We start from the raw sequence: 26,483 nt of genomic DNA, 5'->3' as shown, positions 1-26,483 counted from the left end.
GGAGCTCGGTCGTACCTGCTCTCCCCGATCCCCCGGATCACGTCACCACGACCGGCGTCGCCGCCGATCGCTGAGCACGCGGGTCGGGTGTGGGATCGCCGGCAGGGGGTGGTTTCGCGCCACCCGGCCCCGGACGACGAGCAGTCATCGGCGGGGTGAGTTCGCGGATCGTCACGGAACAACGAAGAAGGCCGGCCGGAGCCCCCGCGCAGTGGGCTCCGGCCGGTCCGTTCCCCGCCCGGCTACAGGGCCAGGCCGGTGAGGACGAGCACCCGCTCGTAGGTGTAGTCGTCCATGGCGTAGCGGACGCCCTCGCGGCCCACGCCGGACTGCTTGACGCCGCCGTAGGGCATCTGATCCGCGCGGTAGGAGGGCACGTCGCCGATGATCACGCCGCCCACCTCCAGGGCGCGGTGGGCGCGGAAGGCGGTCTGCAGGTCGTGAGTGAAGACACCGGCCTGCAGTCCGTACTTGGAGGCGTTGACGGCGGCGAAGGCCTCGGCCTCACCATCGGTCCTCTGGACGTACAGGACCGGGCCGAAGACCTCTTCGCCGGCGATCGTCGTGGTGCCGGGGAGGTCGGTGAGGACCGTCGGGGCGTAGGTGGCGCCGTCGCGCCTGCCACCGGTCAGCAGCCTGGCGCCGGCCGCGACGGCCTCGTCGACCCAGGACTCGACGCGGCGGGCGGCGTCCTCGCTGACCAGCGGGCCCACGTCGGTGGCCGCGTCGGAGGGGTCACCGGTCACCAGGGCCTCGACGGCCGCGACGATCTTCGGGACGAGCCGGTCGTACACCGAGGCGTCGGCGATGACGCGCTGCACCGAGATGCAGGACTGGCCGCCCTGGTAGTTGGAGAAGGTCGCGATGCGGGTCGCGGCCCGGTCCAGGTCCTCCTCGGAGGACCAGTCGCCGAGCACGACGGCGGCTCCGTTGCCGCCGAGCTCCAGGGTGCAGTGCTTGCGCGGCACCGACTCCATGATCGAGTAGCCGACCGGGCCGGACCCCGTGAAGGAGATCACCGGGAGCCGCTCGTCCTGGACCAGGGCGGGCATCTTGTCGTTGGGCACGGTCAGCACGGACCAGGAACCGGCCGGCAGGTCCGTCTCGGCCAGCAGCTCGCCCAGGATCAGGGATGAGATCGGGGTGGCCGGTGCCGGCTTCAGGATGATCGGCGCGCCGACGGCGATCGCCGGGGCGACCTTGTGGGCACTCAGGTTGAGCGGGAAGTTGAAGGGCGCGATGCCGAGGACGGGGCCGCGTGGGAAGCGCCGGGTCAGCCCCAGGCGGCCGGTGCCGCCGGCGTCCGTGTCCAGCCGCTGGGTGTCGCCGCCGTTGAAGCGGCGGGCCTCCTCGGATGCGAACCGGAAGACGGAGACGGCGCGGCCGACCTCGCCGCGGGCCCACTTGACGGGCTTGCCGTTCTCGGCGGAGATCAGCTGGGCAATCTCCTCGGTGCGCTCGGTGAGGCGGCGCACGACGTGATCGAGCGCGGCGGCCCGTACGTGCGCCGGCGTCGCGGCGAACTCCTCGCGCACGGCGTACGCGGCGGCGACGGCCTCCTCGACCTGGGCGTCGGTCGGCACGGCGACCGTGCCGACGAGACGGCCGTCCCAGGGGTTGGTGACGTCGAAGCTGTCCTCGCCGGTGGCCTGGCGGCCGGCCAGCCAGAAGGCGTGGGTGGAAGTCATGGCGGTTCCGGCCCTTCGGGGGTGGTGAACGACGATCGCAGGGCGCCGCGCGAGTGCCCTGCGGCCCCACCGTAGGACGCCCCGGCCCGGATGAGGCTTGTCCGCCGCGGAGTGGAGTGGAAGCCCGTTACGCCGGTTTGTCGTAGCCGGAGATCCCTGGCGCCTCCACCTCGCAGGCATCTTCCTCTGGTCCCCCTGCTGATTCGAACGAAGTCCCCCTGGCTAGTGCGTCCCCGAGGAGACGGTCGTCGCCTTCAGCGCCAGCCACAGCTCCATACGGACGTCCGGGTCGTCCAGGGAGCGGCCCAGGATTTCCTCCACCCGGCGCATCCGGTAGCGCAGGGTGTGGCGATGCACGCCCAGGTCGGCGGCGGCGGCGTCCCACTGGCCGTGCCGGGAGAGCCAGGCGCGCAGGGAGGCGGCCAGATCGCCGCGGCCCTTCGCGTCGTGTTCGCGCAGCGGCCGCAGCATCCCGTCGGCGAAGGCCCGTACGGCGTCGTCGGCGAGGAGCGGCAGGACGGAGCCGGCCGCGACCTCCTCGTGCTCGACCAGTGACCTGCCCCGGCGGCGGGCCACCGAGAGGGCCTGTTCGGCCTGTTTGTACGCGGCGGAGACGGCGATGGGCCCGGAGGGGGCGGACATGCCGACGACCGCCTCGGCGTCGTCGGCCCCCATCTCGCGCGCGGGACGGCCGTCCGTGGCCCGGGCGTGGGCCGCGCAGGCCTCGACCGCCGCGCCGCCGTCCACGGCCAGCACCACGAGGCGCTCGCCCTCGGGCACCGTCAGCAGGGATTCGCCGGACCGGGAGGCGGCGGCCTCCATCGCCTCGGCGAGCAGCTCCGTCCCGGACGGGGCCGCCGCCTCGGCGATCAGCAGCCGGAAGGGAGCGTCGAGCAGGCCGCCGTACAGATCCCCGGCGACGGCGCGGGCGTGGTCGGACTCCCCCGCCAGCAGCATGCGCAGGACCGCGGCGCCGAGGCGCTGCTCCGCGCCCTGGAGCGCCCGGGAACGGGCCGTGGTCAGGGTCAGCAGGGCGGCCGCGGAGTGCACCGCGTAGCGCTCGGCCGTGCCGAGCGCCGCTCCCGTGCCTACGGCCAGCGCACCGCGGTTCCGGCGGTCGGTGCCCAGGGACTGGAGTTCGACCCGGTCGTCGCTGTCGCTCTCGCCGACGACCGCGCTGGCCGGGGCCGGGCGGTCCCGCAGCCGCTCCACCTCGGGGGTGAGCCGGGCGGCCCGGCGTGCTGCCCAGTCGGGCGCCGCGGCGACGACGGCGCCCGCGGAGTCGTACAGCGCGGCCCATCCGTCGACGTGCGCGGCGAGGCGGGTGAGCAGCTCCGCGGGGCCGTCGCCGGCGACCGCGGCACGGGTCAGTTCCCGCTGGGCCTCGAAGCCAGCCGTGACCGAGCGGTACTGGTCCGCGGCGATCGCCGCGGACACCGCCTTGCTGATGGCGAGGAACGGAGTGCGCCGGGGCACTTCCAGGAGCGGCAGCCCGGCTTCCTCGGCGGCGTCCACCAGGGCCGGGGGAATCTCCTCATAGGTGACACCGACACCGAAGCCGATCCCGGCGACCCCGGCGCCGACCAGTCGCTGTACGTACCGGCGCATCGTCCCCGGGTCCCGGGCGTCGAGGTTGGTCGCGGTGACGAGGAGCAGCTCACCGCCGTCCATGTACGGGACCGGGTCGGCGAGTTCGCTGGCGTGCGCCCACCGCACGGGCGTGCCGAGCCGGTCGGCGCCCGCCCGGACGGTGAGCTTGAGCGACGGGTGCTGGACGAGCGAGGCGAGAGTGGGAGGCATGGACCGCCGGACCTCCGGTCGTCGATGGCACCGCCCGTGCGGACGGCTCGATGGGACCGGCCTGCGCGGACGGACCGAATGCGCCGCCCCGTACAGCCGGGCGGGGTCGATTCTGCCAGGGCGGCAGAGTCCCCGTAACCTCTCGCTCAACCACCCAGCTCGACCAGGAGCGGGGGCGCGTGCTCGCCGTCCACCGTCGTCAGCGACAGGACCGCGTGACCTGCGGGGAGCCGGTACGCGAGCTCCGACGCGGACCAGCGCTCCCGCTCGACCTGCCGCACGGTCACGGCGTCCCTGGTCACGGCCTTGCCGGTGACGAGCTTGCGCAGCCCGTGCAGGGCGCGGGTGAACGGCTGGTCAGCGAAGACCGCGTGCTGGGCGACCTCGCGGGTCTCCACCCACTCCGTGCCCCAGACCTCGGCGAAGCGCTTGCCGTCCCAGGTGGTGACCCCGCTGAAGACCATGCAGCAGCCGACGGCGCCGAGCAGCGGGGTGTGCAGGCCCTCGGGGACGTCGTCGACGGTGCGCAGCGTCAGGACCGCTCCCGCGTTGACCGACCGCAGCCGCCGGATGCCCCGGACGGTCTCGGCAGTGACGGTACGGGTGGCGTCGTCCAGGACCAGGCAGACGAAGAGTGACCGGTCGGTGCGGGCGGCGGCGATCGCCGTGAACTGGGCGAGGACGAGCCGGGTGAGCAGCCGCGACGCCTCCGCGTGCGCCCGCTCCGGAAGGTCGATCCTGACCCGGAGCGGCAGGTGCTCGAGGGAACGCAGGGAGAAGGGCCGGGCCTCCTCACCGGTGGCGAAGAACGGCGCGAACGCGGGCCGGTCGAGCAGCGCGATCCGGTCGGCGAGCACCGGCCCGGGGTCTCCGGCTGCGCCCGTCTGCCGGGTCCGGGCGTCCAGTTCGCGCAGCATGGCCTGGTGGCCGCCCGCCCCGAGGGCCTTCCTCAGCACCTGGATCGCGGCGAGGTCGCCGTCCAGGAGCTCCCGGAGGGCGGGCACCCCGGGGAAGTACCCGTGGACGGCGCGGTAGGGGCCCAGCAGCTGGGCGAGCACGGTGGCGGCGCGCCTGCTGTCCAGGTGGGTCACATCGCCGACCAGTCCCTCCGCGAGCACACTCGCGGCTTCGTCGGGGTCGGTCGTACCGCCGTACAGGTCGAAGTCGTGCACGGAGGAGGGGTCACCGATCCGCACCACGACGTCGAACGCGTCGTCCGGGCCGAGCTCGCCCCCGGTGCCGCCGACGGCGAGTACCGCGGCCCGGCCCGCGAGTGCCTGCAGGGCGAGAGACTCGACGACCGGCCGCACCAGGCGGGCGGACTTGCCGGCGCCCGGCGGGCCGACCGCCAGCAGCGAGGTGCCCAGCAGGGCGGGTTCCAGGGCGATGCCCGAGCCGCGGCGGGCGTACGGGTTGTGCGGGTCGTCCGCGCAGCTGCCGAGACGGACCTGGCCGGTGAGCAGATCGTGCCGGACGGTCCGGCGCGGCAGGTCCCGGGCGCCCGAGGGGTGGAGCGCGGCGGCGCCGCCGGTGCGCAGGACGGCCTCGGTGAGCGCGGCGAGGCGCTCCGGATGCCCCCTGCCGACGGTCCAGGCGTGGCGCAGGCGCGCGACGTCGACGTCGTTCATCCGGCCGGTGCGCACCTCGGCGGTGAGCGCATCGGCGGCGTCCGTCCGCCCCGCGGCGCGGAGCTCCGGCCACTGCTCGGGGGTGGGGGCGTCCGGGGGGGCGGCAGGGGCTCGGGGCGCCGTGGCGGCGCCCTTCCCGAACCGGTCGGCCAGCAGGCGGCGCCACCGACCGAGGCGCGCGAACGGCCAGAGCACCCCGAGGGCGATCAGGGTGTAGATCACGTTGACGACGGTCTGGCTCTGGTAGATCTCACCGCCCGCGACCGAGGCGACGAGGATCAGTACCGGCCGGACGAGCGGCACGGCGTCCTTCCACACGAGGAGCTCGGCCAGGGCCCCGCCGGCGGCGGCGGCCACCCCGAGGAAGGGCTGCCCCCGGCCGGCGACATGACGCCGGAAGATCTCGGACCAGTTGCCCAGGCGCCCGCAGCCGTAGACCAGGAGCCCGAAGAGGACGGCCTCGTAGACCGTGAGGGCGTCCGCGCCCTCGATCGTCCGGGGCCCTCCGAACGTACCGGCGTACCACCAGTCGCTGGGAGTGAACAGCTTGAGCGGGACGAGCCGGTAAGGGATGTACCCGTTACGCCAGAGCGACCACAGGAGCAGCCCGCCGAGTACGGAGATGACCACCCCGACCAGCAGCGAGCGGTCGGAGACCCCCTCGGGCTTCTCGGGCGGGCGCGGGGTGTGCCCGTAGCGCCATACGCCCGGTTCCCGCACGGGGCGAGGGGTTCGCAGCCATTCCTCGACACCGGCGTCCCCCGCCGGTGGGCGGCGGGGTTGCGGGGCATACGTGGGAGGCGGTGGCGCCGCGGTCGGTGGCCCGGCAGGGCGTGGCACCCGGTCCGCGCCCGGTGCGTCGTACGTGCCTTCGGTGTCCATGAAGTGCTGCCCCCTGACCAGCCAGGTCCCGCCTTCTGCACCGGCCAATCTAGTGCCCGGACACGGGGAGTTCAGCCATGCGGTCGTACGACCCGGCTGCGGGCGCCGTCCGTGGCGGACACAGGCGGACACATGACCCACCCGGCCACCTGTCCGCCACGGACAAGGACCCGCTCCCACCACTCCCGATCGGAGCATGACCGCTGCCCGCAGCCGCCCCTAGCCTGCAGAGACAGAAGCGTCCGAAACACCCCCAGGAGCCCCTCATGTCCGACATCCCGCAGGAGCGCCGCGTCGTCACCGCCATCCCCGGCCCGAAGTCGGCCGAGCTGCAGGCCCGCCGTGTCGCGGCGGTCGCCGCAGGTGTGGGTTCCACGCTGCCGGTCTTCACCGCTCGGGCGGGCGGCGGAATCATCGAGGACGTGGACGGCAACCGGCTGATCGACTTCGGTTCCGGTATCGCGGTGACCTCGGTGGGCGCCTCCGCCGAGGCCGTCGTACGCCGCGCGTCGGCGCAGCTCGCCGACTTCACGCACTCGTGCTTCATGGTCACGCCGTACGAGGGGTACGTCGAGGTCTGCGAGCAGCTCGCCGAGCTGACGCCCGGTGACCACGCCAAGAAGTCGGCGCTGTTCAACTCCGGTGCCGAGGCCGTCGAGAACGCCGTGAAGATCGCCCGCGCCCACACCAGGCGCACCGCGGTCGTCGTCTTCGACCACGGCTACCACGGCCGGACGAACCTCACGATGGCGCTGACGGCGAAGAACATGCCGTACAAGCAGGGCTTCGGCCCGTTCGCGCCCGAGGTGTACCGCGTGCCGGTGGCGTACGGCTACCGCTGGCCGACCGGCGCCGAGAACGCCGGTGCCGAGGCGTCCGCGCAGGCCATCGACGAGATCACCAAGCAGATCGGCGCGGACAACGTCGCCGCGATCATCATCGAGCCGGTCCTGGGCGAGGGCGGTTTCATCGAGCCGGCCAAGGGCTTCCTCCCGGCGATCGCCCGGTTCGCGAAGGACAACGGCATCGTCTTCGTCGCGGACGAGATCCAGTCGGGCTTCTGCCGCACCGGCCAGTGGTTCGCCTGCGAGGACGAGGGCATCGTGCCCGACCTGATCACCACGGCCAAGGGCATCGCGGGCGGACTCCCGCTCTCCGCGGTGACCGGCCGCGCCGAGATCATGGACGCCGCGCACGCCGGCGGCCTCGGCGGGACGTACGGCGGCAACCCGGTGGCCTGCGCGGGCGCGCTCGGCGCCATCGAGACGATGCGCGAGCTGGACCTGAACGGCAAGGCCAAGCGCATCGAGGAGGTCATGAAGGGCCGCCTCGTCGAGATGCAGTCGAAGCTCCCGAACGGCGACACCATCGGGGACATCCGAGGGCGCGGCGCCATGATCGCGATCGAGCTGGTGAAGCCTGGCACGAAGGAGCCCGACGCGGCCGCCACGGGGGCACTGGCCAAGGCCTGCCACGCGGAGGGTCTGCTGGTCCTGACCTGCGGCACCTACGGCAATGTCCTGCGCTTCCTGCCGCCGCTCGTCATCGGCGAGGACCTGCTGAACGAGGGCCTGGACATCATCGAGCAGGCGTTCGCGCGGCTCTGACACGTGCCGACCACCCCGGCGCCGGGCATCGCTCCCCGGGGCGACGACCGGCTCCCGGGTGGAGGCGTGTGAAGAAGGTGTGCGGGGGCGATGGCGGGATACCGTGGTCACTTCCGGTGCCTCCTTCCACTGACGTACGGTTTTCCCAGATGAGAGAAACACCCCGCCCGCAGGGGACTGCGGGTGATGTCGGGCCTGCGCTCCCCCAGCGCCGTCCCGGCCGTGCCATCGCGCACACCGCTGGAGCCTCGGGCTCCGGGACTCCTCACCGATCGGATGGCCGCTCGCCCCACACCCCCCGGGGCGCGCGGCACACCGATCCGACCGGCCACCTCGGAACAATCCCCCCTGTTCCCCGGTGGCCGGTTCTTCTCGTTTCCGCGGCCGCGGCGCTGCCAGTACTCTTCCTCGTGATCACCTGGCAGGTGCTGGCCGACGGCCCGCTGCTGGATCCCGACGAACGCCTCGGCCTGGAGCTTGCGGGGCGAGGCCCCGCCTCGCTCGCGGATCTCTTCGCCGATCTCGGCAACATGCAGGTCGCCCTTCCCGTACTGGCGTGCGCCGTCCTCGTCGCCTGGTTCCGCCGTGCCCGGCGTGCGGCGGTGTACGCCTCCCTGACGATGGCCGCCGTCCCGGCGCTCGTCATCCCGCTGAAGCTGTGGACGGACCGTCAGGGTCCGCTGACGGAGGCGACGGGCTACTACCCCTCGGGTCATACGACCACGGCGATGGTGGCGTACGGGGCCGCGGCCCTGCTGCTGGCCCCGTATCTGAAGCGGTCATGGGTGACGCTCGTGGCCGCCGTCCTGCTGACGGCGGCCACGAGCGTCGGTCTGGTGCTGCGCGGCTACCACTGGCCGCTGGACGTGGTGGCCGGCTGGTGCCTCAGCGGGGTGCTGCTGCTCGCATTGCGGGCGGGTACCCGGAGCGGTCAGCCGCCGAAGTAGGCGTCGAAGTCCTTCGCGCGGCCCTGACCGGGTGCCGCGGGTCTCGCACGGGCTCGGCTACCGATCGGTAGCGAGCTGGATCACCCGGGCTCAGCTGTCGAAGCCGAGCCCCAGCCGGTCCATGGTCCGCAGCCAGAGGTCGCGGTGCCCGCCATGAGTGTCGGCACGGGCGAGGGACCTCTTGGTGAGCTCGATCCCGGCCCAGGCGAGCGGCTCGGGCGGGAAGGGCATCGGCTTCGAGCGGACCATGTCGAGCGCGGTCCGCTCGGTTTCCCGGCCCGACAGCAGGTCGAGCATGACCTCGGCACCGAAGCGCGTGGCTCCGACGCCCAGCCCGGTGTATCCGGCGGCGTACGCGACCCGCCCGCGATGGGCCGTACCGAAGAACGCGGAGAAGCGGGAGCACGTATCGATCGCACCGCCCCAGGCGTGGCTGAAACGCACACCGGACAGCTGGGGAAAGCACTCGAAGAACTGCCCGGCGAGTTTCAGGAAGGTCTCCGGCCGCTGGTCCAGCGAGGGATGCAGACGGCCGCCGTACGGATAGACGGCGTCGTATCCGCCCCACAGGATCCGGTTGTCGGCGGAGAGCCGGAAGTAGTGGAACTGGTTGGCGCTGTCCCCGAGTCCCTGGCGGTCGCGCCAGCCGACCGAGGCGAGCTGATCCGCGCTCAGGGGCTCCGTCATCAGCGCGTAGTCGTACACCGGGACCGTGTACGGGCGCACCCGCCGCACCAGCGACGGGAAGATGTTCGTGCCGAGAGCGACGTCCCGGGCGAATGCCCTGCCGTACGGGGTACGCACCGCCATCCCGGCGCCCGACCGGGCGATCTCGAGGCCGCGGGTGTGCTCGTAGATCCGTACGCCGAGACCGCGGCATGCCTCTTTGAGCCCCCAGGCGAGCTTGGCCGGATGCAGCATGGCGACGCCGCGCCGGTCCAGCAGACCGCCCAGGAATGTCGGTGAGTCGACATGGGAGCGCACCTGGTCGCGATCGAGGAACTCGAGTGCGCCCAGGCCCAGTTCCTCGGCCCTGCGCTGCCATTCCCGCAGCTCGTCGAGCTGGTGGGGCTGTGTGGCGACATCGATCTCGCCGGTGCGCTCGAAGTCGCAGTCGAGGGAGTAGCGGGCCACGGCCGCCTCGATGGCGTCGAGATTCCGCGCGCCCAGCTCCTCCAGCGTCCCTATCTCGTCCGGCCAGCGCTCCAGACCGTTGGCCAGTCCGTGGGTCAGCGAGGCGGCGCAGAATCCGCCGTTGCGGCCCGAGGCGGCCCAGCCCACCTCGTGGCCCTCGATGAGGACGACATCGCGTCCGGGGTCCCGTTCCTTGGCGAGCAGCGCGGTCCACAGTCCGCTGTAGCCGCCGCCGACGACCACGAGATCGCACCGTTCGTCGCCGGTGAGTGCGGGAAGGGCGCCGGGCTTTCCCGGGTCGTCGAGCCAGTACGCCAGGGGGCGTACGTCGGAGAGTGCGTGTGCGGCATGACGCATGGCATCCGGGGCCATGGGTTCCAACTCCTTCGATGGCTACTTTCCCGCGTTGCTCCTGCGCCGGTTCGCGATGAGGTGTCCGGCGAGAACCACCGCCACGGCGATGACGAACATGGCCGTGCCGATGACGTTGATCTGTACGGGTGTTCCACGCTGCGCGGATCCCCAGACGAACATGGGGAACGTCACCGCGGAGCCCGCGTTGAAATTGGTGATGATGAAATCGTCGAAGGAGAGCGCGAAAGCGAGCAGCGCTCCGGCGGCGATGCCCGGGGCGGCGATCGGGAGGGTCACCCGGACGAACGTCTGCACCGGGCCCGCGTACAGATCGCGGGCGGCCTCCTCCAGCCTCGGGTCCATCGACATGACACGTGCCTTGACCGCGGTCACCACGAAGCTGAGACAGAACATGACGTGGGCGATCAGCACGGTCCAGAAGCCCAGTGCGGCGCCCATGTTGAGGAAGAGCGTGAGCAGCGAGGCGGCCATGACGGCCTCGGGCATCGCCATGGGCAGGAAGATGAGTGAGTTGATCGCGCCGCGGGCCCGGAACCGGTAGCGGACCAGCGCGAAGGCGATCATCGTGCCGAGCACGGTCGCGCCGACCGTCGCCCAGACGGCGATCCGCAGCGAGAGCGACAGCGATTCGCAGAGGCCGGCGACGCCGCAGGGGTCCTTCCAGGCGTCCAGGGAGAACTCCTGCCAGGCGTAGTTGAAGCGCCCCTTCGGCTGGTTGAGGGAGAAGACCATGACGACGGCGTTCGGCATGATCATGTAGGCGAGGGTCAGCAGCCCCGCGATCACGACCAGGTTCCGGCGAAGCAGACGGAGTACGGGCATCAGACCAGGTCCTCCGTCCCGGAGCGGCGGATGTGGACGGTGACCACGAGCAGGACGACCGCCATGAGGATGAACGAGAGCGCGGCCGCCGTCGGATAGTCCAGGACCCGTAGGAACTGGGTCTGGATGACGCTGCCGACCATTTTGGTGTCGGTGGAGCCGAGGAGTTCCGCGTTGACGTAGTCGCCGCTGGCCGGGATGAACGTCAGCAGCGTGCCGGAGACGACCCCGGGCATGGACAGCGGCAGCGTCACCCTGCGGAAGGTGGTGACGGGGGTGGCGTACAGATCGCCCGCGGCCTCGTGCAGCCGGCCGTCGATGCGTTCCAGCGAGGTGTAGAGCGGCAGGATCATGAACGGCAGGAAGTTGTACGTCAGTCCGCAGACGACGGCCATGGGGGTCGCCAGGACGCGGTTGTTCTCGGTCCAGCCGAGCCAGGCGGTGACGTCCAGGACGTGCAGGGTGTTCAGCACGCCGACCACCGTGCCGCCGTCCGCGAGGATCGTCTTCCAGGCCAGCGTCCGGATGAGGAAACTGGTGAAGAACGGGGCGACGACCAGCACGAGCACCAGGTTGCGCCAGCGGCCCGCCTTGAAGGCGATCAGATACGCGAGCGGGTAGCCGAGCAGCAGGCACAGGAGCGTCGCGGTGCCCGCGTACAGGAGGGACCGGATGAACTGCGGGTAGTAGTCCGCGAGGGCGTCCCAGTAGGTCCGGAAGTGCCAGGTGACCTCGAAGCCCTTCTCCAGGGATCCGGTCTGGACGGAGGTCGACGCCTGGTAGACCATCGGCAGCGCGAAGAAGACGAGCAGCCACAGGATGCCGGGGAGCAGCAACCAGTAGGGGACGAGCCGCCTGCGGGTGGACGGCTTGCGGACCTCGGCCTTCGCCGGGTGCGCCGGTGGCGCCTGGGTGACGCTCACGCCGCTTCCTCCGTGCCGTCCGCGCCGGCGGCTCCGGCGTTGATGGACTGGGCCGCGTCGAGTCCGAAGGTGTGCTCGGGGTTCCAGTGCAGGACGACGTCGGCGCCGGGGACGAGCCGGCTGTCGCGCTCGATGTTCTGCTCGTAGACCTGGAGCGCCGTGCCGGCCGGGCTCTCGACGACGTACTGCGTGGAGACACCGATGAAGCTGGAGTCGGTGATGCGGCCGGTGACCCGGTTGCGGCCGTCGGGTATCGCGGCCGCGTCGTCGGTGTGGGTGAGGGAGATCTTCTCCGGGCGGACACCCACGAGCAGTTTTCCCCCGCTCTCCGCCGGGGACGAGCAGCGCCCGCCGGGCAGCCTGAGCTTCCCTCCGCCGGACGAGACCACGACGTCCGCGCCCGTGGACACGATCTCCCCCTCGATGAGGTTGGAGGTGCCGAGGAAGTTCGCCACGAAGGTGGTCCGGGGGTTCTCGTACAGATCGGCGGGGGCACCGAGCTGTTCGACCCGCCCGCCGTTCATCACCGCGACGGTGTCGGCCATGGTCATGGCCTCCTCCTGGTCGTGGGTGACATGGATGAACGTGATGCCGACCTCGGTCTGGATCCGCTTGAGTTCGAGCTGCATCCGGCGGCGCAGCTTGAGGTCGAGGGCGCCCAGGGGCTCGTCGAGGAGGAGGACCTGGGGGTGGTTGATGAGGGCGCGGGCCACGGCGACGCGCTGCTGCTGGCCGCCGGAGAGCCGGTGCGGCTTGCGACGGGCGAAGTCGGCGAGCTGGACGAGCTCCAGCATCTCCCCGACCTGCTTCCGCACGGACCTGATGCCGCGGCGGCGCAGCCCGAAGGCGATGTTCTCGCCGACGTCGAGGTGCGGGAAGAGCGCGTAGCTCTGGAAGACGGTGTTCACGGGCCGCTTGTACGGGGGCAGGCCGGTGATGTCGCGGCCGCCGAGCGAGACCGTGCCGGTGGTGGCCTCCTCCAGGCCCGCGATCATGCGCAGGGTGGTGGTCTTGCCGCAGCCGGACGCTCCGAGCAGCGCGAAGAAGGAGCCCTGCGGGACGGTCAGGTCGAGGGGGTGCACTGCGGTGAAGGAGCCGTATGTCTTGCTGATCCCGGTGAGACGGACGTCGCCGCCCGCTGTCTGCTGCTGTGTCATGGGTCGCGGTCCCAGTGGTGTCGGGGGAGATCGGGAAGGGGACGGGCCGGTCAGGCGCCGATGAGCTCGGCGAACTTCTCCTCGTACGCCGTCTCTTCCTCGGCGCTGAGGGAGCGGAAGGCACGCGACTTCGCGGCCATGGCCTTGTCGGGGAGGATCAGCGTGTTGGACGCCATCGACTCGTCGATCTTCGCGAGGTCGCCGGCGACGCCGTCCACCGGGCAGACGTAGTTGATGTAGGCGGCGAGCTGGGCCGCGACCGGGAGCTCGTAGTAGTAGTCCATGAGCTTCTCGGCGTTGGTCTTGTGCCGGGCCTGTGCCGGGACCAGCATGTTGTCGCTCGACGTGATGTAACCGGCGGACGGGACGGAGAACTTGATCGCCGGGTTGTCGGCCCGGAGCTGGATGATGTCCCCCGCCCACGCCACACACGCCGCGATGTCGCCCTTGCTCAGGTCCGCGGTGTAGTCGTTGCCGGTGAAGCGGCGTATCTGCTTCTTGTCGACGCCCTTCTGCATCCGGCCTATGGCCGCGTCGAAGTCGGCGTCCGTGAACGACCCGGGATCCTTGCCCATGTCGAGGAGTGTCATGCCGACCGAGTCGCGCATCTCGGAGAGGAACGAGACCTTGCCCCTGAGCCGGGGGTCGTCGAGCAGCTGGGTGACGGAGTCGACCTTCCGTCCACCGGTCGCCTTCTCGTTGTAGGCGATGACGGTCGGGATGCCGGTCCACGGATAGGAGTAGGCACGTCCCGGGTCCCAGTCGGGTGTACGGAACTGGGCCGACAGGTTGGCGAAGGCGTGCGGGAGGTTCGCGTGGTCGAGCTTCTGCGCCCAGCCGAGCCGGATGATGCGTGCGGCCAGCCAGTCCGTCACGATGATCAGGTCGCGGCCGGTGTCCTGTCCCGCCGCGAGCTGTGGCTTGATCTTCCCGAAGAACTCGACGTTGTCGTTGATGTCCTCGGCGTACCTGACCTTGATCCCGGTGCGTTTCGTGAACGCCTCCAGGGTCGGACGGCTCTTCTCGTCCTCGCTGACGTCCATGTACTCGGTCCAGTTGGAGAAGTTGATCTGTTTCTCCGCTGCCGAGTGGTCGTCGGAGGCCGTGGCTTCCCCTTCCCGTCCGGCGGGCGGGATGCCGCACGCGGTCAGGGCCCCGAGGCCGCCGAACGCGAGGGCTGCCGTGCCGGAGGCCCGGAGAAGGGAACGGCGGGTGAGGGCTCCCCTGCCGTTCGTGAGGCTGCGCCTCATGGCGGCCAGTTGCGGCGCGGAGAAGCGCTCGGGCTCGTACTGCTCCATACGCGTATGCCCTTCCGGGTGGGTGGGGCCGCCGTGCGGCAGCCGCTGCTATCGGTCCCCGAAGACTGTGCGGTGCCAGTCCTTCCTGGCCACCGCGGTGTTGTCGTACATGACGTGCTTGACCTGCGTGTACTCCTCGAAGGAGTACGACGACATGTCCTTGCCGAAGCCGCTGGCCCCGCGCCCGCCGTGCGGCATCTCGCTGATGATCGGGATGTGGTCGTTGATCCACACACAGCCCGCCCTGAGCTCGCGGGTGGCCCGGTTGGCCCGGTACAGACCGGTGCTCCAGGCGGAGGCGGCCAGTCCGTACGGGGTGTCGTCGGCGAGGCGGAGTCCCTCGTCGTCGGTGTCGAAGGGCAGCACGACCAGCACGGGGCCGAAGATCTCCGACGTGACGATCTCGCTGTCCTGGGCGGCGCCGGTGATCAGGGTCGGCCGGTAGTAGGCGCCCTCGGCGAGTTCGCCTCCGGGAGCCTCACCGCCGGTGACGACGGTGGCGTAGGCGCGGGCACGGTCGACGAATCCGGCGACGCGGTCGCGCTGCTGACGGCTGATCAACGGGCCCAGGTCGGTCGACGGGTCGAAGGGGTCGCCGAGCCGCACGCTCTCCATCAGGGCGGCGACCCCGCTCACGAACGCGTCGTAGAGGGGGCGCTGGACGTAGGCGCGGGTGGCGGCCGTGCAGTCCTGGCCGGTGTTGATGAGGGAGCCGGCGACCGCTCCATGGACCGCCGCTTCGAGGTCGGCGTCGTCGAACACGAGGAAGGGCGCCTTGCCGCCGAGTTCCAGGTGAAGGCGCTTGACGGTGGAGGTGGCGAGCGCGGCGACCCGCTTGCCGACCGCGGTCGATCCGGTGAAGGAGGTCATCACGACGTCGGGGTGGCTCACGAGGTGCTCGCCCGCGTCCTGCCCGGCGCCGGAGACGATGTTGATCACGCCGTCGGGAATGCCGGCCTCCGTGGCCGCCTGCGCGAACATCAGCGAGGTCAGCGGTGTGATCTCGGCGGGCTTCAGCACGATGGTGTTGCCTGCGGCCACAGCCGGGAGGATCTTCCAGGCCGCCATCTGGAGCGGGTAGTTCCAGGGCGTGACGGAGCCGATGACCCCGAGGGCCTCGCGGCGTACGTAGGAGGTGTGGTCGCCGCTGTACTCGGCGGCCGACTTCCCTTCGAGGTGGCGTGCCGCACCGGCGAAGAACGAGGTGTTGTCGACCGTGCCAGGAACGTCGAACTCGGCGGAGAGCTTGACGGGCTTGCCGCACTGCAGGGATTCGGCGTACGCGAAGTCCTCGGCCTGCCCGGCGAGTTCGACGGCGAAGCGGTGCAGCGCCTCGGACCGTTCGGCCGGGGTGAACCCCGACCAGCCCGGGAACGCCTGCCGGGCGGCGGCCACGGCGGCGTCGACGTCGACGGTGCCCCCCAGTTCGTAGCGGAGGACCGTTCTTCCCGTGGCGGGGTCGACCACGTCCTGGTGGCGTCCCGATGTGCCGGGGCGCAGCCGTCCGCCGATGTACTGAGCGCCCCCGGCGAAGCGGTCCTGCACCTGGAATCCGTTGGCCATGACGTTCTCCTCCGCTACCCCGTGACCAGGGGCGGCGTAGCTTCTTGTCGAATTGAGTGCCGATCCTGACAGAGGGCACCTCTACCAACAAGTGATTCCGTTGTTTCCTTTTGGTTACGCAACGGAATCTGTCGATGATGTGCCTCGCGCGTACGGAAATCCCTGTACTGGCTGTCAGTGGCGGATGCCAGACTCGGCTGCCATGGGACAGGAACACATGGACGGTCTCCTGGCGCGCACGGCACGCGGGGAGAACGTGAAGTACCTGCCGTTCTGGGGGCATCGGCCCCGCTCGGACGGCAGGCTCGGCGAGAGCTGCCTCAGTCAGTGGTGGCCCGCGCCTTTCACGGTCGATTCGGTGACCTACGCCTCGACGGAACACTGGATGATGGCGGGCAAGGCACGGCTCTTCGGCGACACGGAGGCGGAGGCCCGGGCTGTGGCGGCGAGCAGCCCGGCGGCGGCGAAGAAGGTGGGCCGGCTGGTCGAGGGCTTCGACGACGGCGCGTGGGAGCGGGAGCGGTTCACCCTGGTCGTCGCGGGCAGCGTCCACAAGTTCGGCCAGGACCCGGCGCTGCGGGCGTACCTGCTGGGCACCGGCGAGCGCGTGCTCGTCGAGGCCAGTCCGATGGACCGGATATGGGGCATCGGCCTCGCCGAGGACGATCCGCGCATCGCGGACCCGGCGTCCTGGCGAGGGCTGAATCTGCTGGGCTTCGCACTCATGGAGGCGCGGGCGCGGCTGCGCGCGGGGTGACACGGCGCGCGGCCGGGCCCGGGACGTGCTTCCCCCGGCCCGGCCACGGGCGGCCGTTCACCACGGATCAGCGGGACGTGCCGACGACGAGCGACGTGGCGTAGGGGTCGTCGTAGTCGTAGTCACTGCCCGATTCGTCGTTGGCGATGGCCCAGATCAGGAATCCGAGGAAGACCGCGCTGATGACGATCGAGATCGACCCCAGGATGATCCCGGCGAGTGCCATGCCTCCGTTGGTCGCCTCGCCGCGCTTGGCGCGGCCCCGGCCGATGATGCCGAAGATCAGGGCGAGGATGCCCAGGATGACGCCGAGCCCCCACATACAGAAGCCGGCAACCGCGATGATGCCGAGGACCATCGCCGCGATCCCCAGCCCGTTCGCGGGCGCCGGCCCCCAGGGCTGCTGGCCGCCGTAGCCGGGGTAACCCGGGTAGCCGTACTGTGCCGAAGGTGCGGCGGGAGCTGCCGGGTAGCCGTACGCCGCCGAGGGTGCGGCGGGAGCTGCCGGATAACCGTACGGGCCGTGGTCCCCGGGCCCGTGCGGCGCGACCGGCGGCGCGGGCACCGGGGGTTGCTGCGGGCCGAACGATCCCGTCGCACCGGGTATGGGCCCGGTGCCCGTGTCGGCACCCGGCATCGACGTGACCGTGGGCTGGTCGTGCACAGCGGGCGGGACGGCGTCCGTGGGCTGCTTGCCCAGCTCGACCCTGCTGTCCGGCGGAGCCCACGGATTGCGCGGCGCACCCTCGCCCCCGGGCTGCTGTGTGTTGTCTGACATGTGCCTCCCCCATCGTGGTCCCGCCATGCTACGGCCCGGCCTCCGGCCGCAAGAGCCCCGCCTACGATGACCGGTGCAGCCGGGACACCCGGCCGAGAACAGAGATCCGGGAGTATCCGATGAGCGATCTGCACCCCTTCATCGCGGGGCTGCCCAAGGCCGAGCTCCATGTCCACCACGTCGGGTCGGCCTCGCCCCGCATCGTGGCCGAACTGGCGGCGCACCACCCCGACTCCAAGGTCCCCACGGACCCGGAGGCGCTGTCGGACTTCTTCACCTTCACCGACTTCGGCCACTTCATCGACGTCTATCTCTCGGTGGTGGAGCTGATCCGCACCCCTGAGGACGTCCGGCTGCTGACCTTCGAGATCGCCCGGGACATGGCACGGCAGAACATCCGGTACGCGGAGCTGACCGTCACCCCGTTCAGCTCGACCCGCCGGGGGATCCCGGAGCAAGGCTTCATGGAGGCCATCGAGGACGCCCGCAAGTCAGCCGAGGCAGAGCTCGGTGTCGTCCTGCGCTGGTGCTTCGACATCCCGGGCGAGGCCGGTCTCGAGGCCGCCGAGGAGACCACCCGGCTCGCGGTCGGCCTCCGGCCCGAGGGCCTGGTCTCCTTCGGTCTGGGCGGGCCCGAGGTCGGCGTGGACCGCCCGCGGTTCAAGCCCTACTTCGACCGCGCGATCGCCGAGGGGCTGCACTCCGTCCCGCACGCCGGGGAGACCACGGGCCCGCAGACCGTCTGGGACGCGCTGACCGCGCTGCGCGCGGAGCGCATCGGCCACGGCACCAGCTCCACCCAGGATCCGAAGCTGCTGGCCCACCTCGCCGAGCACCGCATCGCCCTGGAGGTCTGCCCTACGTCGAACATCGCCACCCGGGCGGTCGCGGACCTCGACCAGCACCCGATAAAGGAGATGGTGGAGGCAGGCGTACTCGTCACGGTCAACAGCGACGACCCGCCCATGTTCGGCACCGACCTCAACAACGAGTACGGGGTAGCGGCCCGGCTGCTCGGCCTGGACGCGCGCGGAGTGGCCGATCTGGCGAAGAACGCCGTGGAGGCCTCGTACCTGGACCCGGCCGGCAAGCGGACGCTGGCCGCCGAGATCGACGCGTACACGACGAACTGGCTGGCGGCCCCGGCCCCGTGACCCCTCCCGGTCACAATGTCCTCATGACCACCACCGTCACCGCCGTGGCACACCGCGGCGATCCCTACCGTGCCCGCGAGAACACGCTCCCCTCGATCCGGTCCGCCGTGGAACGGGGGGCGGACGCGGTCGAGATCGATGTCCGCGTCACCCGGGACAGGGTGCCCGTGCTGCTCCACGACTCCACACTGGAACGCCTGTGGGGCCACGACATCCGCCTCGACCGGCTGGATCACCGGGAGTTGGCGGAGTCGACCGGCGGCGGGGTACCGACCCTGCGCGAGGCACTGTCCGCCGCCGGCGACCGCCGGCTCATGGTCGACCTGCCCGGCGCGACCGACGCGTCCGTACGGGAGATCGTCGGTGTGGTGCGGGAGTGTGGGGCGCAGGAGCGCGTGTACTACTGCGCGGACACGCACGCGATGCTGAAGGTGCGCGCGGCCGATCCGTCCGCCGAGATCGCCCTGACCTGGACGACGCTCGCCCCGCCCCGCGCCGTGCTGCTCGAAGCGGTGCGGCCGCGCTGGCTGAACTACCGTTTCGGGCTGCTGAGCCGTGAGCTGGCCGACCGGGTCCATGCCGACGGGCTGCTGGTGTCAGCCTGGACGGTGGACACCCGGCGCACGATGCGCCGGCTGTTCACGTACGGCGTCGACTCGATCACCACCAACCGGATCGACGCACTCAGGGCCCAGTTGGCCAACTCTTCTCCGAACGACGCTTCTTGATCGGCCCGGCATCACGGGCGGTCCGTACCGTTCGTGATCTCCGGAGCGGACGTGCCCGATCCGGGACCCCCGAACCACGCATGAACGCGTTCAAAAAGGGTCGCCGCCCCGGTCACCGAGGTCGGACGACGGAGTTCCGCCTCTTCGCGAACCTGGTGCGACCCTCGGCTGTGATGTCACGGGCGACGGCCTGCCGTTGGCTCATCACGTCGTCGGGGAGGACCGGCGGGCCCTCGGCGAGCGCGGCGGTTTCCCCGTCAGCCAGCCGTCCAGCGGGAGCGGGCAGGCCCGCACACTCTGTTCATGACATGTGACGCTCTCGGCCCGCCCCGGGGGCGCACGAGCGGACCCGCCCCGGGGGCACGCGAACGGCCCCGGGCCGGAGCCCGGGGCCGTTCGCGTACGCGGCGTCGCTCAGTCGTCGAGCGAGGTCATGACGTGCTTGATCCGGGTGTAGTCCTCGAAGCCGTAGGCGGAGAGGTCCTTGCCGTAGCCGGACTTCTTGAACCCGCCGTGCGGCATCTCGGCGACGAGCGGGATGTGGGTGTTGATCCACACGCAGCCGAAGTCGAGCTTCTTGGACATCCGCATCGCGCGGGAGTGATCCTTGGTCCACACCGAGGAGGCCAGGGCGTACTCGACGCCGTTGGCGTACTCGACGGCCTGGGCCTCGTCCGTGAAGGACTGGACGGTGATGACGGGGCCGAAGACCTCGTGCTGGACGATCTCGTCGTCCTGCCGGAGGCCTGAGACTACGGTCGGGGCGTAGAAGTAGCCCTTGTCGCCGACCCGGTGACCGCCCGCCTCGACCTTGGCGTGCGCGGGGAGCCGCTCGATGAACCCACTGACCTGCGCCAGCTGGTTGGCGTTGTTGAGCGGTCCGTACAGCACGTCCTCGTCGTCCGGCAGGCCGGTCTTGGTGTCGGCCGCCGCCCTGGCGAGCGCCGTGACGAACTCGTCGTGGATGGACTCGTGGACCATGACACGGGTCGCGGCCGTGCAGTCCTGGCCCGCGTTGAAGTAGCCCGCGACAGAGATGCCCTCGACGGCCTTGGCGATGTCGGTGTCCTCGAACACGACGACGGGGGCCTTGCCGCCGAGCTCCAGATGGACCCGCTTGACGTCCTTGGCGGCGGACTCGGCGACCTGCATGCCGGCCCGTACGGAGCCGGTGATGGAGGCCATGGCGGGGATCGGGTGCTCGACCATCGCGCGGCCGGTCTCGCGGTCGCCGCAGATGACGTTGAAGACGCCCTCGGGCAGGATCTGCCCGATGATCTCCGCGATCAGCACCGTCGACGCCGGGGTGGTGTCAGACGGCTTGATGACGACGGTGTTGCCCGCGGCGAGCGCCGGGGCGAACTTCCACACGGCCATCATCATCGGGTAGTTCCACGGCGCGACCTGGGCACAGACCCCCACCGGCTCGCGGCGGACGATGGAGGTCAGTCCCTCCATGTACTCGCCGGCCGAACGGCCTTCGAGGAGCCGGGCGGCGCCCGCGAAGAAACGGATCTGGTCCACCATCGGCGGGATCTCTTCGGTACGGGTGAGCTCCAGCGGCTTGCCGGTGTTCTCCGACTCCGCCGCGATGAGGTCCTCGGCCCGCTCCTCGAAGGCATCCGCGATCTTCAGCAGTGCCTTCTGTCGCTCGGCGGGCGTCACGTCGCGCCAGGCGGGGAACGCGGCGGCCGCCGCTTCCATGGCGGCATCGACGTCGGCCGGTCCGGACAGCGGCGAGGTCGCGTAGACCTCTTCCGTCACCGGGTTGACCACATCAATGGTCCGCCCGTCCGCGGCGTCCCGGAACTCTCCGTTGATGTAGTTGCGCAGACGGCGCACCTCGGTGGTCACAACCACCCCTCCTGTCAGCTGTCCGATGGGTGAGACTTCCACACTAAACCGTGAGGTGACGCTTTCGACATACCCACCCGCCGTGAACTTCGGATTCAGTGAGATCGAGAGGCTCAAACGACGAATTTCATTGAATCGAGCTTGCCAGGCAGACGAAGCGCAGTGCAAAGTGGGGCCGTGGCCAGTCGTAGCGCAGACCCCAGGACAGGAAACGGACCGGCACCAGCGGTCGATGCCGTCTCCCTCGCGATCATTGAGCAGCTCCAGGAGGACGGCCGCCGGCCGTACGCCGCGATCGGCAAGGCCGTGGGCCTGTCCGAAGCGGCCGTGCGCCAGCGCGTCCAGAAGCTGCTCGATCAGGGGGTGATGCAGATCGTCGCCGTCACCGACCCGCTCACCGTGGGCTTCCGGCGCCAGGCGATGGTCGGGATCAACGTCGAGGGCGACCTCGACCCCGTGGCCGAGGCCCTGTCGGTCATGGCCGAGTGCGAGTACGTGGTGATGACGGCGGGTTCCTTCGACCTCATGGTGGAGATCGTCTGCGAGGACGACGACCACCTGTTGGAGACGATCAACAAACGCATCCGGGCCATCCCCGGTGTCCGCTCCACCGAAAGCTTCGTCTACCTCAAGCTCAAGAAGCAGACCTATATGTGGGGAACCCGACAGCCGTGAGCAAGGACCTCAGCCGAACCGCGTACGACCACCTGTGGATGCATTTCACCCGCATGTCGGACTACGAGAACGCGCCCGTTCCCACCATCGTGCGTGGCGAGGGCACCTACATATACGACGACAAGGGCAAGCGTTACCTCGACGGTCTCTCCGGCCTGTTCGTCGTCAACGCCGGGCACGGACGTCACGAGCTCGCCGAGACGGCGTACAAGCAGGCGCAGGAGCTGGCCTTCTTCCCGGTGTGGTCCTACGCCCACCCCAAGGCGGTGGAGCTCGCCGAACGGCTCGCCGGCTACGCTCCGGGCGACCTCAACAAGGTCTTCTTCACCACGGGCGGCGGCGAGGCGGTGGAGACGGCCTGGAAGCTGGCCAAGCAGTACTTCAAGCTCAAGGGCAAGCCGGCCAAGTACAAGGTCATCTCGCGCGCCGTGGCGTATCACGGGACCCCGCAGGGCGCCCTGTCGATCACGGGTCTGCCCGCGCTCAAAGCCCCGTTCGAGCCGCTGGTCCCCGGCGCGCACAAGGTGCCGAACACCAACATCTACCGCGCCCCGCTCTTCGGTGACAACCCGGAGGCCTTCGGCCGCTGGGCCGCCGACCAGATCGAGCAGGAGATTCTGTTCGAAGGCCCGGACACCGTCGCCGCGGTCTTCCTGGAGCCCGTGCAGAACGCGGGCGGCTGCTTCCCGCCGCCGCCCGGCTACTTCCAGCGCGTGCGGGAGATCTGCGACCGGCACGATGTGCTGCTCGTCTCCGACGAGGTCATCTGCGCGTTCGGCCGCCTCGGCACGATGTTCGCCTGCGACAAGTTCGGCTACGTGCCGGACATGATCACCTGCGCCAAGGGCATGACCTCGGGCTACTCCCCCATCGGCGCCTGCATCATCTCCGACCGGCTGGCCGAGCCGTTCTACGAGGGCGACAACACCTTTCTGCACGGCTACACCTTCGGCGGCCACCCGGTCTCCGCCGCGGTCGGTCTCGCCAACCTCGACATCTTCGAGCGCGAGGGCCTCAACCAGCACGTCCTGGACAACGAGAACGCGTTCCTGACCACGCTGCAGAAGCTGCACGACCTGCCGATCGTCGGCGACGTCCGTGGCAACGGCTTCTTCTACGGCGTCGAGCTGGTGAAGGACAAGGCCACCAAGGAGACGTTCACCGCCGAGGAGACCGAGCGCGTCCTGTACGGCTTCCTCTCCAAGGCGCTGTACGAGAACGGCCTCTACTGCCGGGCCGACGACCGCGGAGACCCGGTCGTCCAGCTCGCCCCGCCGCTGATCTCCGACCAGTCGACCTTCGACGAGATCGAGGACATTCTGCGCGGTGTCCTGACTCAGGCCTGGGCGAAGCTCTGACCGCTCCGGCCACTGCCGTCGGCACGGCTTTCGGCAGTCACGTCATACGGACCACGCGGCCCGGATGCACCCGTTCGAGTGAGAAGGGGGCATCCGGGCCGCGTACTGTCCCGACACCCCGGCCCGGCTGCCTACCGTGCCGAGTGACCGATCGGCCTTGTTTTCGTTGAATTCGTTCCCCCTTACGGGGGACGGGAAATCTGATCCGAACCGAGGTGTACGCCATGGTGGCCCCGCCCGACAACGACGTGATCTGGGCACGTTCCCTGCACCATTCCCACAACGGATCACCAGGGCTCAACGGTGTCTCGCTCGGTGTCCGCGACGGCGAGATCCTCGCCGTGACCGGTCCCCGCGGGTGCGGGAAGACGACGCTGCTTCACTGCCTCTCCGGCCAGCTCGTGGCCCAGCAGGGCGAGGTCTGGTTCAACAGCGTGCCCGTGCACACCATGGGACCCCGGCTCCGGGAACAGCTCCGTCGGGACAGATTCGGCTGGATCGCGGCCGAGCCCCAGCTCGTGCCCGAGCTCAGCACCTGGGAGAACGCCGCCCTGCCGCTGCTGCTGCGAGGCGTCTCGCACCGGGCGGCGAAGAAGACCGCCACAGAGTGGCTGGAGCGCCTGGACATCGGCCCGCTCGCCAGGAAACGGCCCCACACCCTGCTCCAGTCGCAGCGTCAGCGGATCTCCGTGGCCCGCGCGCTGGCCGCGTCGCCGTCCGTGATCTTCGCGGACGAGCCGACCGCCACGCTGCACCACGCCGAGCGCGCGCAGCTGCTGCGCACCCTCACCACGGCGGCCCGGTCCCACGGGATCACCGTCGTGCTGGCCACCCACGACGCGTCGGTCGCCGCACTCGCCGACCGGGTGGTCAGTCTGCTGGACGGCCGCCGCGTCACCACCGTCTCTCTGCCCGCCGCGCCCGATACGGAAGGCCGCTCGGCGTGCTCGCTCTCCGTCTGACCCGCGGCTCGCACCCCCTGGTCCTTGGGGGGCGTCTGCTCCTGGCCGCCGCGTCGGCCGGGGTGGGCTTCCTGCTCCTGTGCACCCTGGGATACGCCTCCGGGCACCCGGCGCACGCGTCGAGCTCCGTCTTGCGGCTGCTGTGGTGCGCCGTCCCGCTCGCCGCGACCGTCCAGTTCGCGGTGGCGGTCGCGCGGACGGATCCGAGCACCCGTCCGCGGCCGGGGCTCTTCGCCGCCGGTCTCGGCCCGGCCCGTCTCTCTTTGCTGGCGGCGATCTCGACGGCGGTGTCCACCACGCTGGGATCGGTGGTGGCGCTGCTCTTCTTCCTCCATCTGCGCGGCGATCTGACCGGTCTGCCGTTCGACGGCGGCGCGGCCGAGTTCCTTGGCGCCGGCACCCCGCTGCCCCTCGCCGCAGCACTCACGCTGCTGGCCCTGGTGCCGTTGGCCTCGTCCGCGGCGGGCTGGCTCGCGCTGCGCTCCAGGCCGGTCGCGCCGTCAGAGGCCCAGGAGGCCGAGGAGGACCTCGCCCCCGCCCCGACCCCGACGGGGCTGCCCTGGGGAGTCGCGCTCACCGCGGCCGGACTCGCGGTCGAGGCGTACGCGAGCCGTGGCTCGGCGGGCAACCCGTTCCCACTGCCGGGCCGGCTGGACTCCACCCCCGCCGCCGTGCTCGCGGGCTGGACCCTCACCGCGATCGGCCTGGCCATGGCGGGGCCGGGCCTCACCCATTTGTGCGGACGGCTGCTCCAGGCGGTGCGCCCCGGAGCCGTACGGCTGCTGGCGGGCAGGGTCCTGATGGACGAGGCGTCCCGGATCGGCCGGCCGCTGGGGGTCGTCTGCGCGGTGCTGTCCGGGGTGATCGCGGCCTCCGTGCTCCACACCGACGGGCCTCGCCCCTTCGGACCGCTCACCGCGCTCGGCGCCGTACTCGTCCTCGGGTGCACCACGGCCACCCTGCTGACGACCGCGCTGGAGGCCAGGCAGGCCCGTGCCCGCACGGCGCGGACCCTGCTGCGGCTGGGCGCCCCGGCCTCCGTCCTCCGGACCGCCGCCGCCCTGCGGGCGCTGGTGCTGCTGGTCGTCCTCGCCCCGCTGACCTGGGCTGTCGCGGAGCTGGCAGCACTGCCCCTGACGGGATGACACCCGCCACCTGGACGGTACGTAGCATGGCGGCGTGGAGAATCCGGACGAGAACACGTACCCGCCGGGCGTCGAGATCGAGACGCTCACCGCATTCGACCAGGCAGTCGCGGCCGGAACCCTGGCCGGGCACCGTGTCCAGTCGGTCGACCTGACGGACCGGAGCGACGCACTGCTCACGACCGGCACCCAGGGCGCCGTCTTTCTCGGCTGCCGCATGGAGCCCCGCGCGGAGGCGAAGATACGCGCGGACGGGGCCTTCGTCTTCCCGCCGGTGCCCGGCCTCCCGTTCGACCCGTACCGCGGGCTGCTCTACACCCCCGACGCCCTGTACGAGGGCCTGGCGGAGGGCGGTTACGAGTCGACGCCCGACGCGCGGGCGTACGGCTGGTTCCAGTTGACCAAGGCGAACGGCGACGTCTTCGCCTCGATGCTGCGGGCCCTCCACGACGACGCGGTCTCCGACGCCCTGGACGAACACCTCGTCGGGGCCCGTGTGGTGGGCGTGATGGGCGGCCACGCGATGGCCCGCGGCTCCGAGGAGTACCGCGGCGCGGCCGTGCTCGGCAGGGAGCTGGCCCGCAGCGGTCTGACCGTGGCGACGGGCGGTGGCCCGGGCGCCATGGAAGCGGCCAACCTCGGCGCGTACGCGGCCCCGCACTCCGACGCGATGCTGGTCAAGGCCTGCGAACTCCTCGCCGCGGAACCGTCGTTCAGCCCGTCGATCACCGCCTGGGCGAGGGCCGCCTTCTCCGTACGGGAACGCTGGCCCGACGGGGGATCCTCGGTCGCGATCCCCACGTGGTTCTACGGCCACGAGCCGCCGAACGCCTTCGCGGACCACATCGCCAAGTACTTCGCGAACGCCGTACGCGAGGACGGGCTGCTGGCCCGCTCGACCGCCGGTGTGATCTTCCTGCCGGGTGCCGCCGGGACCGTGCAGGAGATCTTCGACAACGCGACGCCGAACTACTACGAGTCGCGTTCCGCACCCACGCCGATGGTGCTGGTGAACCGCACGCACTGGACGGAGAAGCTGCCCGCCTGGCCGCTGCTGAGCGCACTCGCGGCAGGCCGGTCGATGGAGACCCGCATCGCCCTCGTCGACACGGTGGAGGAGGCGGCCGGAGCCCTCGCCCGGCTGACGGGCTGACCGCGCGGCGGGCGCACCTGACGTCAGGGGCGCGCTGCCGGAAGATCACGCCCCGAGGAGCGCCGCCAGCCTGTCGTACGTCCGTTCCCGGCCCC

Annotated in this window: 21 protein-coding genes; 10 read left to right on the top strand and 11 right to left on the bottom strand. The window is 71.0% G+C overall.

Annotation, left to right across the window (positions count from 1 at the left end):
* Window positions 1-242 precede the first annotated feature (242 nt).
* From ACWD04_RS22880 to ACWD04_RS22870, 3 genes are all read right to left on the bottom strand, one after another.
* Window positions 243-1,688: an aldehyde dehydrogenase family protein gene (locus ACWD04_RS22880; protein ID WP_451134686.1), complete on the bottom strand. Its 1,446-nt coding sequence runs from the start codon at window positions 1,686-1,688 to the stop codon at window positions 243-245.
* Window positions 1,689-1,910: 222 nt separating this feature from the next.
* Window positions 1,911-3,488, bottom strand: a complete 1,578-nt coding sequence (locus ACWD04_RS22875; protein WP_451134684.1) for a PucR family transcriptional regulator — start codon at window positions 3,486-3,488, stop codon at window positions 1,911-1,913.
* A 146-nt stretch (window positions 3,489-3,634) separates the two neighbouring features.
* Window positions 3,635-5,998 carry an ATP/GTP-binding protein gene (locus tag ACWD04_RS22870; RefSeq protein ID WP_451134682.1) on the bottom strand — a complete coding sequence of 788 codons (2,364 nt, stop codon included), beginning with the start codon at window positions 5,996-5,998 and terminating at the stop codon, window positions 3,635-3,637.
* Between the two features lie 266 nt (window positions 5,999-6,264).
* On the opposite strand from ACWD04_RS22870, the gene gabT reads away from it, so the two are divergent.
* Both gabT and ACWD04_RS22860 read left to right on the top strand, forming a co-directional pair.
* Window positions 6,265-7,605: a 4-aminobutyrate--2-oxoglutarate transaminase gene (gene gabT / locus ACWD04_RS22865; protein WP_451134680.1), complete on the top strand. Its 1,341-nt coding sequence runs from the start codon at window positions 6,265-6,267 to the stop codon at window positions 7,603-7,605.
* Window positions 7,606-8,015: 410 nt separating this feature from the next.
* The gene (locus tag ACWD04_RS22860) at window positions 8,016-8,552 is read left to right on the top strand and encodes a phosphatase PAP2 family protein (RefSeq protein WP_451134678.1); all 537 of its coding nucleotides are present in this window, start codon (window positions 8,016-8,018) and stop codon (window positions 8,550-8,552) included.
* A 90-nt stretch (window positions 8,553-8,642) separates the two neighbouring features.
* Here the strand turns inward: ACWD04_RS22860 and ACWD04_RS22855 are convergent, their stop codons facing one another.
* Genes ACWD04_RS22855 through ACWD04_RS22830 form a run of 6 tightly spaced genes read right to left on the bottom strand, consistent with a single transcriptional unit; the run spans window position 8,643 to window position 15,824 of the window.
* Window positions 8,643-10,058, bottom strand: coding sequence for an NAD(P)/FAD-dependent oxidoreductase (locus ACWD04_RS22855; protein ID WP_451134676.1), 1,416 nt, complete (start codon window positions 10,056-10,058; stop codon window positions 8,643-8,645).
* Between the two features lie 21 nt (window positions 10,059-10,079).
* The gene (locus tag ACWD04_RS22850) at window positions 10,080-10,883 is read right to left on the bottom strand and encodes an ABC transporter permease (RefSeq protein ID WP_451134674.1); all 804 of its coding nucleotides are present in this window, start codon (window positions 10,881-10,883) and stop codon (window positions 10,080-10,082) included.
* On the bottom strand, window positions 10,883-11,806 hold the full coding sequence (locus ACWD04_RS22845; RefSeq protein WP_451134672.1) for an ABC transporter permease: 924 nt from the start codon (window positions 11,804-11,806) through the stop codon (window positions 10,883-10,885). The genes ACWD04_RS22850 and ACWD04_RS22845 overlap by 1 nt, the downstream gene beginning before the upstream one ends.
* Window positions 11,803-12,963, bottom strand: a complete 1,161-nt coding sequence (locus ACWD04_RS22840) for an ABC transporter ATP-binding protein (RefSeq protein WP_451134670.1) — start codon at window positions 12,961-12,963, stop codon at window positions 11,803-11,805. The genes ACWD04_RS22845 and ACWD04_RS22840 overlap by 4 nt, the downstream gene beginning before the upstream one ends.
* 50 nt (window positions 12,964-13,013) lie before the next feature.
* Window positions 13,014-14,261, bottom strand: coding sequence for an ABC transporter substrate-binding protein (locus ACWD04_RS22835; RefSeq protein WP_451134669.1), 1,248 nt, complete (start codon window positions 14,259-14,261; stop codon window positions 13,014-13,016).
* A 48-nt stretch (window positions 14,262-14,309) separates the two neighbouring features.
* Window positions 14,310-15,824, bottom strand: a complete 1,515-nt coding sequence (locus ACWD04_RS22830) for a gamma-aminobutyraldehyde dehydrogenase (protein WP_451134667.1) — start codon at window positions 15,822-15,824, stop codon at window positions 14,310-14,312.
* 217 nt (window positions 15,825-16,041) lie between these two features.
* Here ACWD04_RS22830 and ACWD04_RS22825 point away from each other — a divergent pair, with 217 nt between their 5' ends.
* Window positions 16,042-16,581 carry an NADAR family protein gene (locus ACWD04_RS22825; RefSeq protein ID WP_451134785.1) on the top strand — a complete coding sequence of 180 codons (540 nt, stop codon included), beginning with the start codon at window positions 16,042-16,044 and terminating at the stop codon, window positions 16,579-16,581.
* Between the two features lie 67 nt (window positions 16,582-16,648).
* On the opposite strand, the gene ACWD04_RS22820 is transcribed toward ACWD04_RS22825, so the two are convergent.
* Complete coding sequence (locus tag ACWD04_RS22820) at window positions 16,649-17,359, bottom strand: DUF4190 domain-containing protein (RefSeq protein ID WP_451134665.1); 711 nt, start codon at window positions 17,357-17,359, stop codon at window positions 16,649-16,651.
* A gap of 119 nt (window positions 17,360-17,478) precedes the next feature.
* On the opposite strand from ACWD04_RS22820, the gene ACWD04_RS22815 reads away from it, so the two are divergent.
* Both ACWD04_RS22815 and ACWD04_RS22810 read left to right on the top strand, forming a co-directional pair.
* Complete coding sequence (locus ACWD04_RS22815; protein WP_451134663.1) at window positions 17,479-18,513, top strand: adenosine deaminase; 1,035 nt, start codon at window positions 17,479-17,481, stop codon at window positions 18,511-18,513.
* A gap of 23 nt (window positions 18,514-18,536) precedes the next feature.
* Window positions 18,537-19,241 (top strand): glycerophosphodiester phosphodiesterase, encoded by a 705-nt coding sequence (locus ACWD04_RS22810; protein ID WP_451134661.1) that lies wholly within the window; start codon window positions 18,537-18,539, stop codon window positions 19,239-19,241.
* 414 nt (window positions 19,242-19,655) lie between these two features.
* Here the strand turns inward: ACWD04_RS22810 and ACWD04_RS22805 are convergent, their stop codons facing one another.
* Window positions 19,656-21,095 carry a gamma-aminobutyraldehyde dehydrogenase gene (locus ACWD04_RS22805; RefSeq protein ID WP_451134659.1) on the bottom strand — a complete coding sequence of 480 codons (1,440 nt, stop codon included), beginning with the start codon at window positions 21,093-21,095 and terminating at the stop codon, window positions 19,656-19,658.
* A 177-nt stretch (window positions 21,096-21,272) separates the two neighbouring features.
* Here ACWD04_RS22805 and ACWD04_RS22800 point away from each other — a divergent pair, with 177 nt between their 5' ends.
* The 5 genes from ACWD04_RS22800 to ACWD04_RS22780 all read left to right on the top strand — a co-directional run bounded on the left by ACWD04_RS22800 (window position 21,273) and on the right by ACWD04_RS22780 (window position 26,388).
* The gene (locus tag ACWD04_RS22800; RefSeq protein ID WP_451134657.1) at window positions 21,273-21,770 is read left to right on the top strand and encodes an Lrp/AsnC family transcriptional regulator; all 498 of its coding nucleotides are present in this window, start codon (window positions 21,273-21,275) and stop codon (window positions 21,768-21,770) included.
* A complete protein-coding gene (locus ACWD04_RS22795) occupies window positions 21,749-23,128 on the top strand; it encodes an aspartate aminotransferase family protein (protein ID WP_451134655.1) in 1,380 nt (459 codons plus the stop codon). The genes ACWD04_RS22800 and ACWD04_RS22795 overlap by 22 nt, the downstream gene beginning before the upstream one ends.
* A 224-nt stretch (window positions 23,129-23,352) precedes the next feature.
* Complete coding sequence (locus tag ACWD04_RS22790; protein ID WP_451134653.1) at window positions 23,353-24,090, top strand: ABC transporter ATP-binding protein; 738 nt, start codon at window positions 23,353-23,355, stop codon at window positions 24,088-24,090.
* On the top strand, window positions 24,072-25,235 hold the full coding sequence (locus tag ACWD04_RS22785; RefSeq protein WP_451134651.1) for a hypothetical protein: 1,164 nt from the start codon (window positions 24,072-24,074) through the stop codon (window positions 25,233-25,235). The genes ACWD04_RS22790 and ACWD04_RS22785 overlap by 19 nt, the downstream gene beginning before the upstream one ends.
* A 34-nt stretch (window positions 25,236-25,269) precedes the next feature.
* Window positions 25,270-26,388: an LOG family protein gene (locus tag ACWD04_RS22780; RefSeq protein ID WP_451134649.1), complete on the top strand. Its 1,119-nt coding sequence runs from the start codon at window positions 25,270-25,272 to the stop codon at window positions 26,386-26,388.
* The last annotated feature ends 95 nt before the right edge of the window (window positions 26,389-26,483 follow it).

It is taken from the genome of Streptomyces sp. NPDC002911 (genome assembly GCF_053591835.1).
The sequence above is the reverse complement of the archived record's forward strand: the minus strand, read 5'-3'. Positions and strand labels throughout refer to the sequence as shown.

Coding starts and splice junctions, on each gene's coding strand:
- ACWD04_RS22880 (WP_451134686.1), bottom strand. CDS start 1,688: ATGACTTCCACCCACGCCTTCTGGCTGGCCGGCCGCCAGGCCACCGGC.
- ACWD04_RS22875 (WP_451134684.1), bottom strand. CDS start 3,488: ATGCCTCCCACTCTCGCCTCGCTCGTCCAGCACCCGTCGCTCAAGCTC.
- ACWD04_RS22870 (WP_451134682.1), bottom strand. CDS start 5,998: ATGGACACCGAAGGCACGTACGACGCACCGGGCGCGGACCGGGTGCCA.
- gabT (WP_451134680.1), top strand. CDS start 6,265: ATGTCCGACATCCCGCAGGAGCGCCGCGTCGTCACCGCCATCCCCGGC.
- ACWD04_RS22855 (WP_451134676.1), bottom strand. CDS start 10,058: ATGGCCCCGGATGCCATGCGTCATGCCGCACACGCACTCTCCGACGTA.
- ACWD04_RS22850 (WP_451134674.1), bottom strand. CDS start 10,883: ATGCCCGTACTCCGTCTGCTTCGCCGGAACCTGGTCGTGATCGCGGGG.
- ACWD04_RS22840 (WP_451134670.1), bottom strand. CDS start 12,963: ATGACACAGCAGCAGACAGCGGGCGGCGACGTCCGTCTCACCGGGATC.
- ACWD04_RS22835 (WP_451134669.1), bottom strand. CDS start 14,261: ATGGAGCAGTACGAGCCCGAGCGCTTCTCCGCGCCGCAACTGGCCGCC.
- ACWD04_RS22830 (WP_451134667.1), bottom strand. CDS start 15,824: ATGGCCAACGGATTCCAGGTGCAGGACCGCTTCGCCGGGGGCGCTCAG.
- ACWD04_RS22825 (WP_451134785.1), top strand. CDS start 16,042: ATGGACGGTCTCCTGGCGCGCACGGCACGCGGGGAGAACGTGAAGTAC.
- ACWD04_RS22820 (WP_451134665.1), bottom strand. CDS start 17,359: ATGTCAGACAACACACAGCAGCCCGGGGGCGAGGGTGCGCCGCGCAAT.
- ACWD04_RS22815 (WP_451134663.1), top strand. CDS start 17,479: ATGAGCGATCTGCACCCCTTCATCGCGGGGCTGCCCAAGGCCGAGCTC.
- ACWD04_RS22810 (WP_451134661.1), top strand. CDS start 18,537: ATGACCACCACCGTCACCGCCGTGGCACACCGCGGCGATCCCTACCGT.
- ACWD04_RS22790 (WP_451134653.1), top strand. CDS start 23,353: ATGGTGGCCCCGCCCGACAACGACGTGATCTGGGCACGTTCCCTGCAC.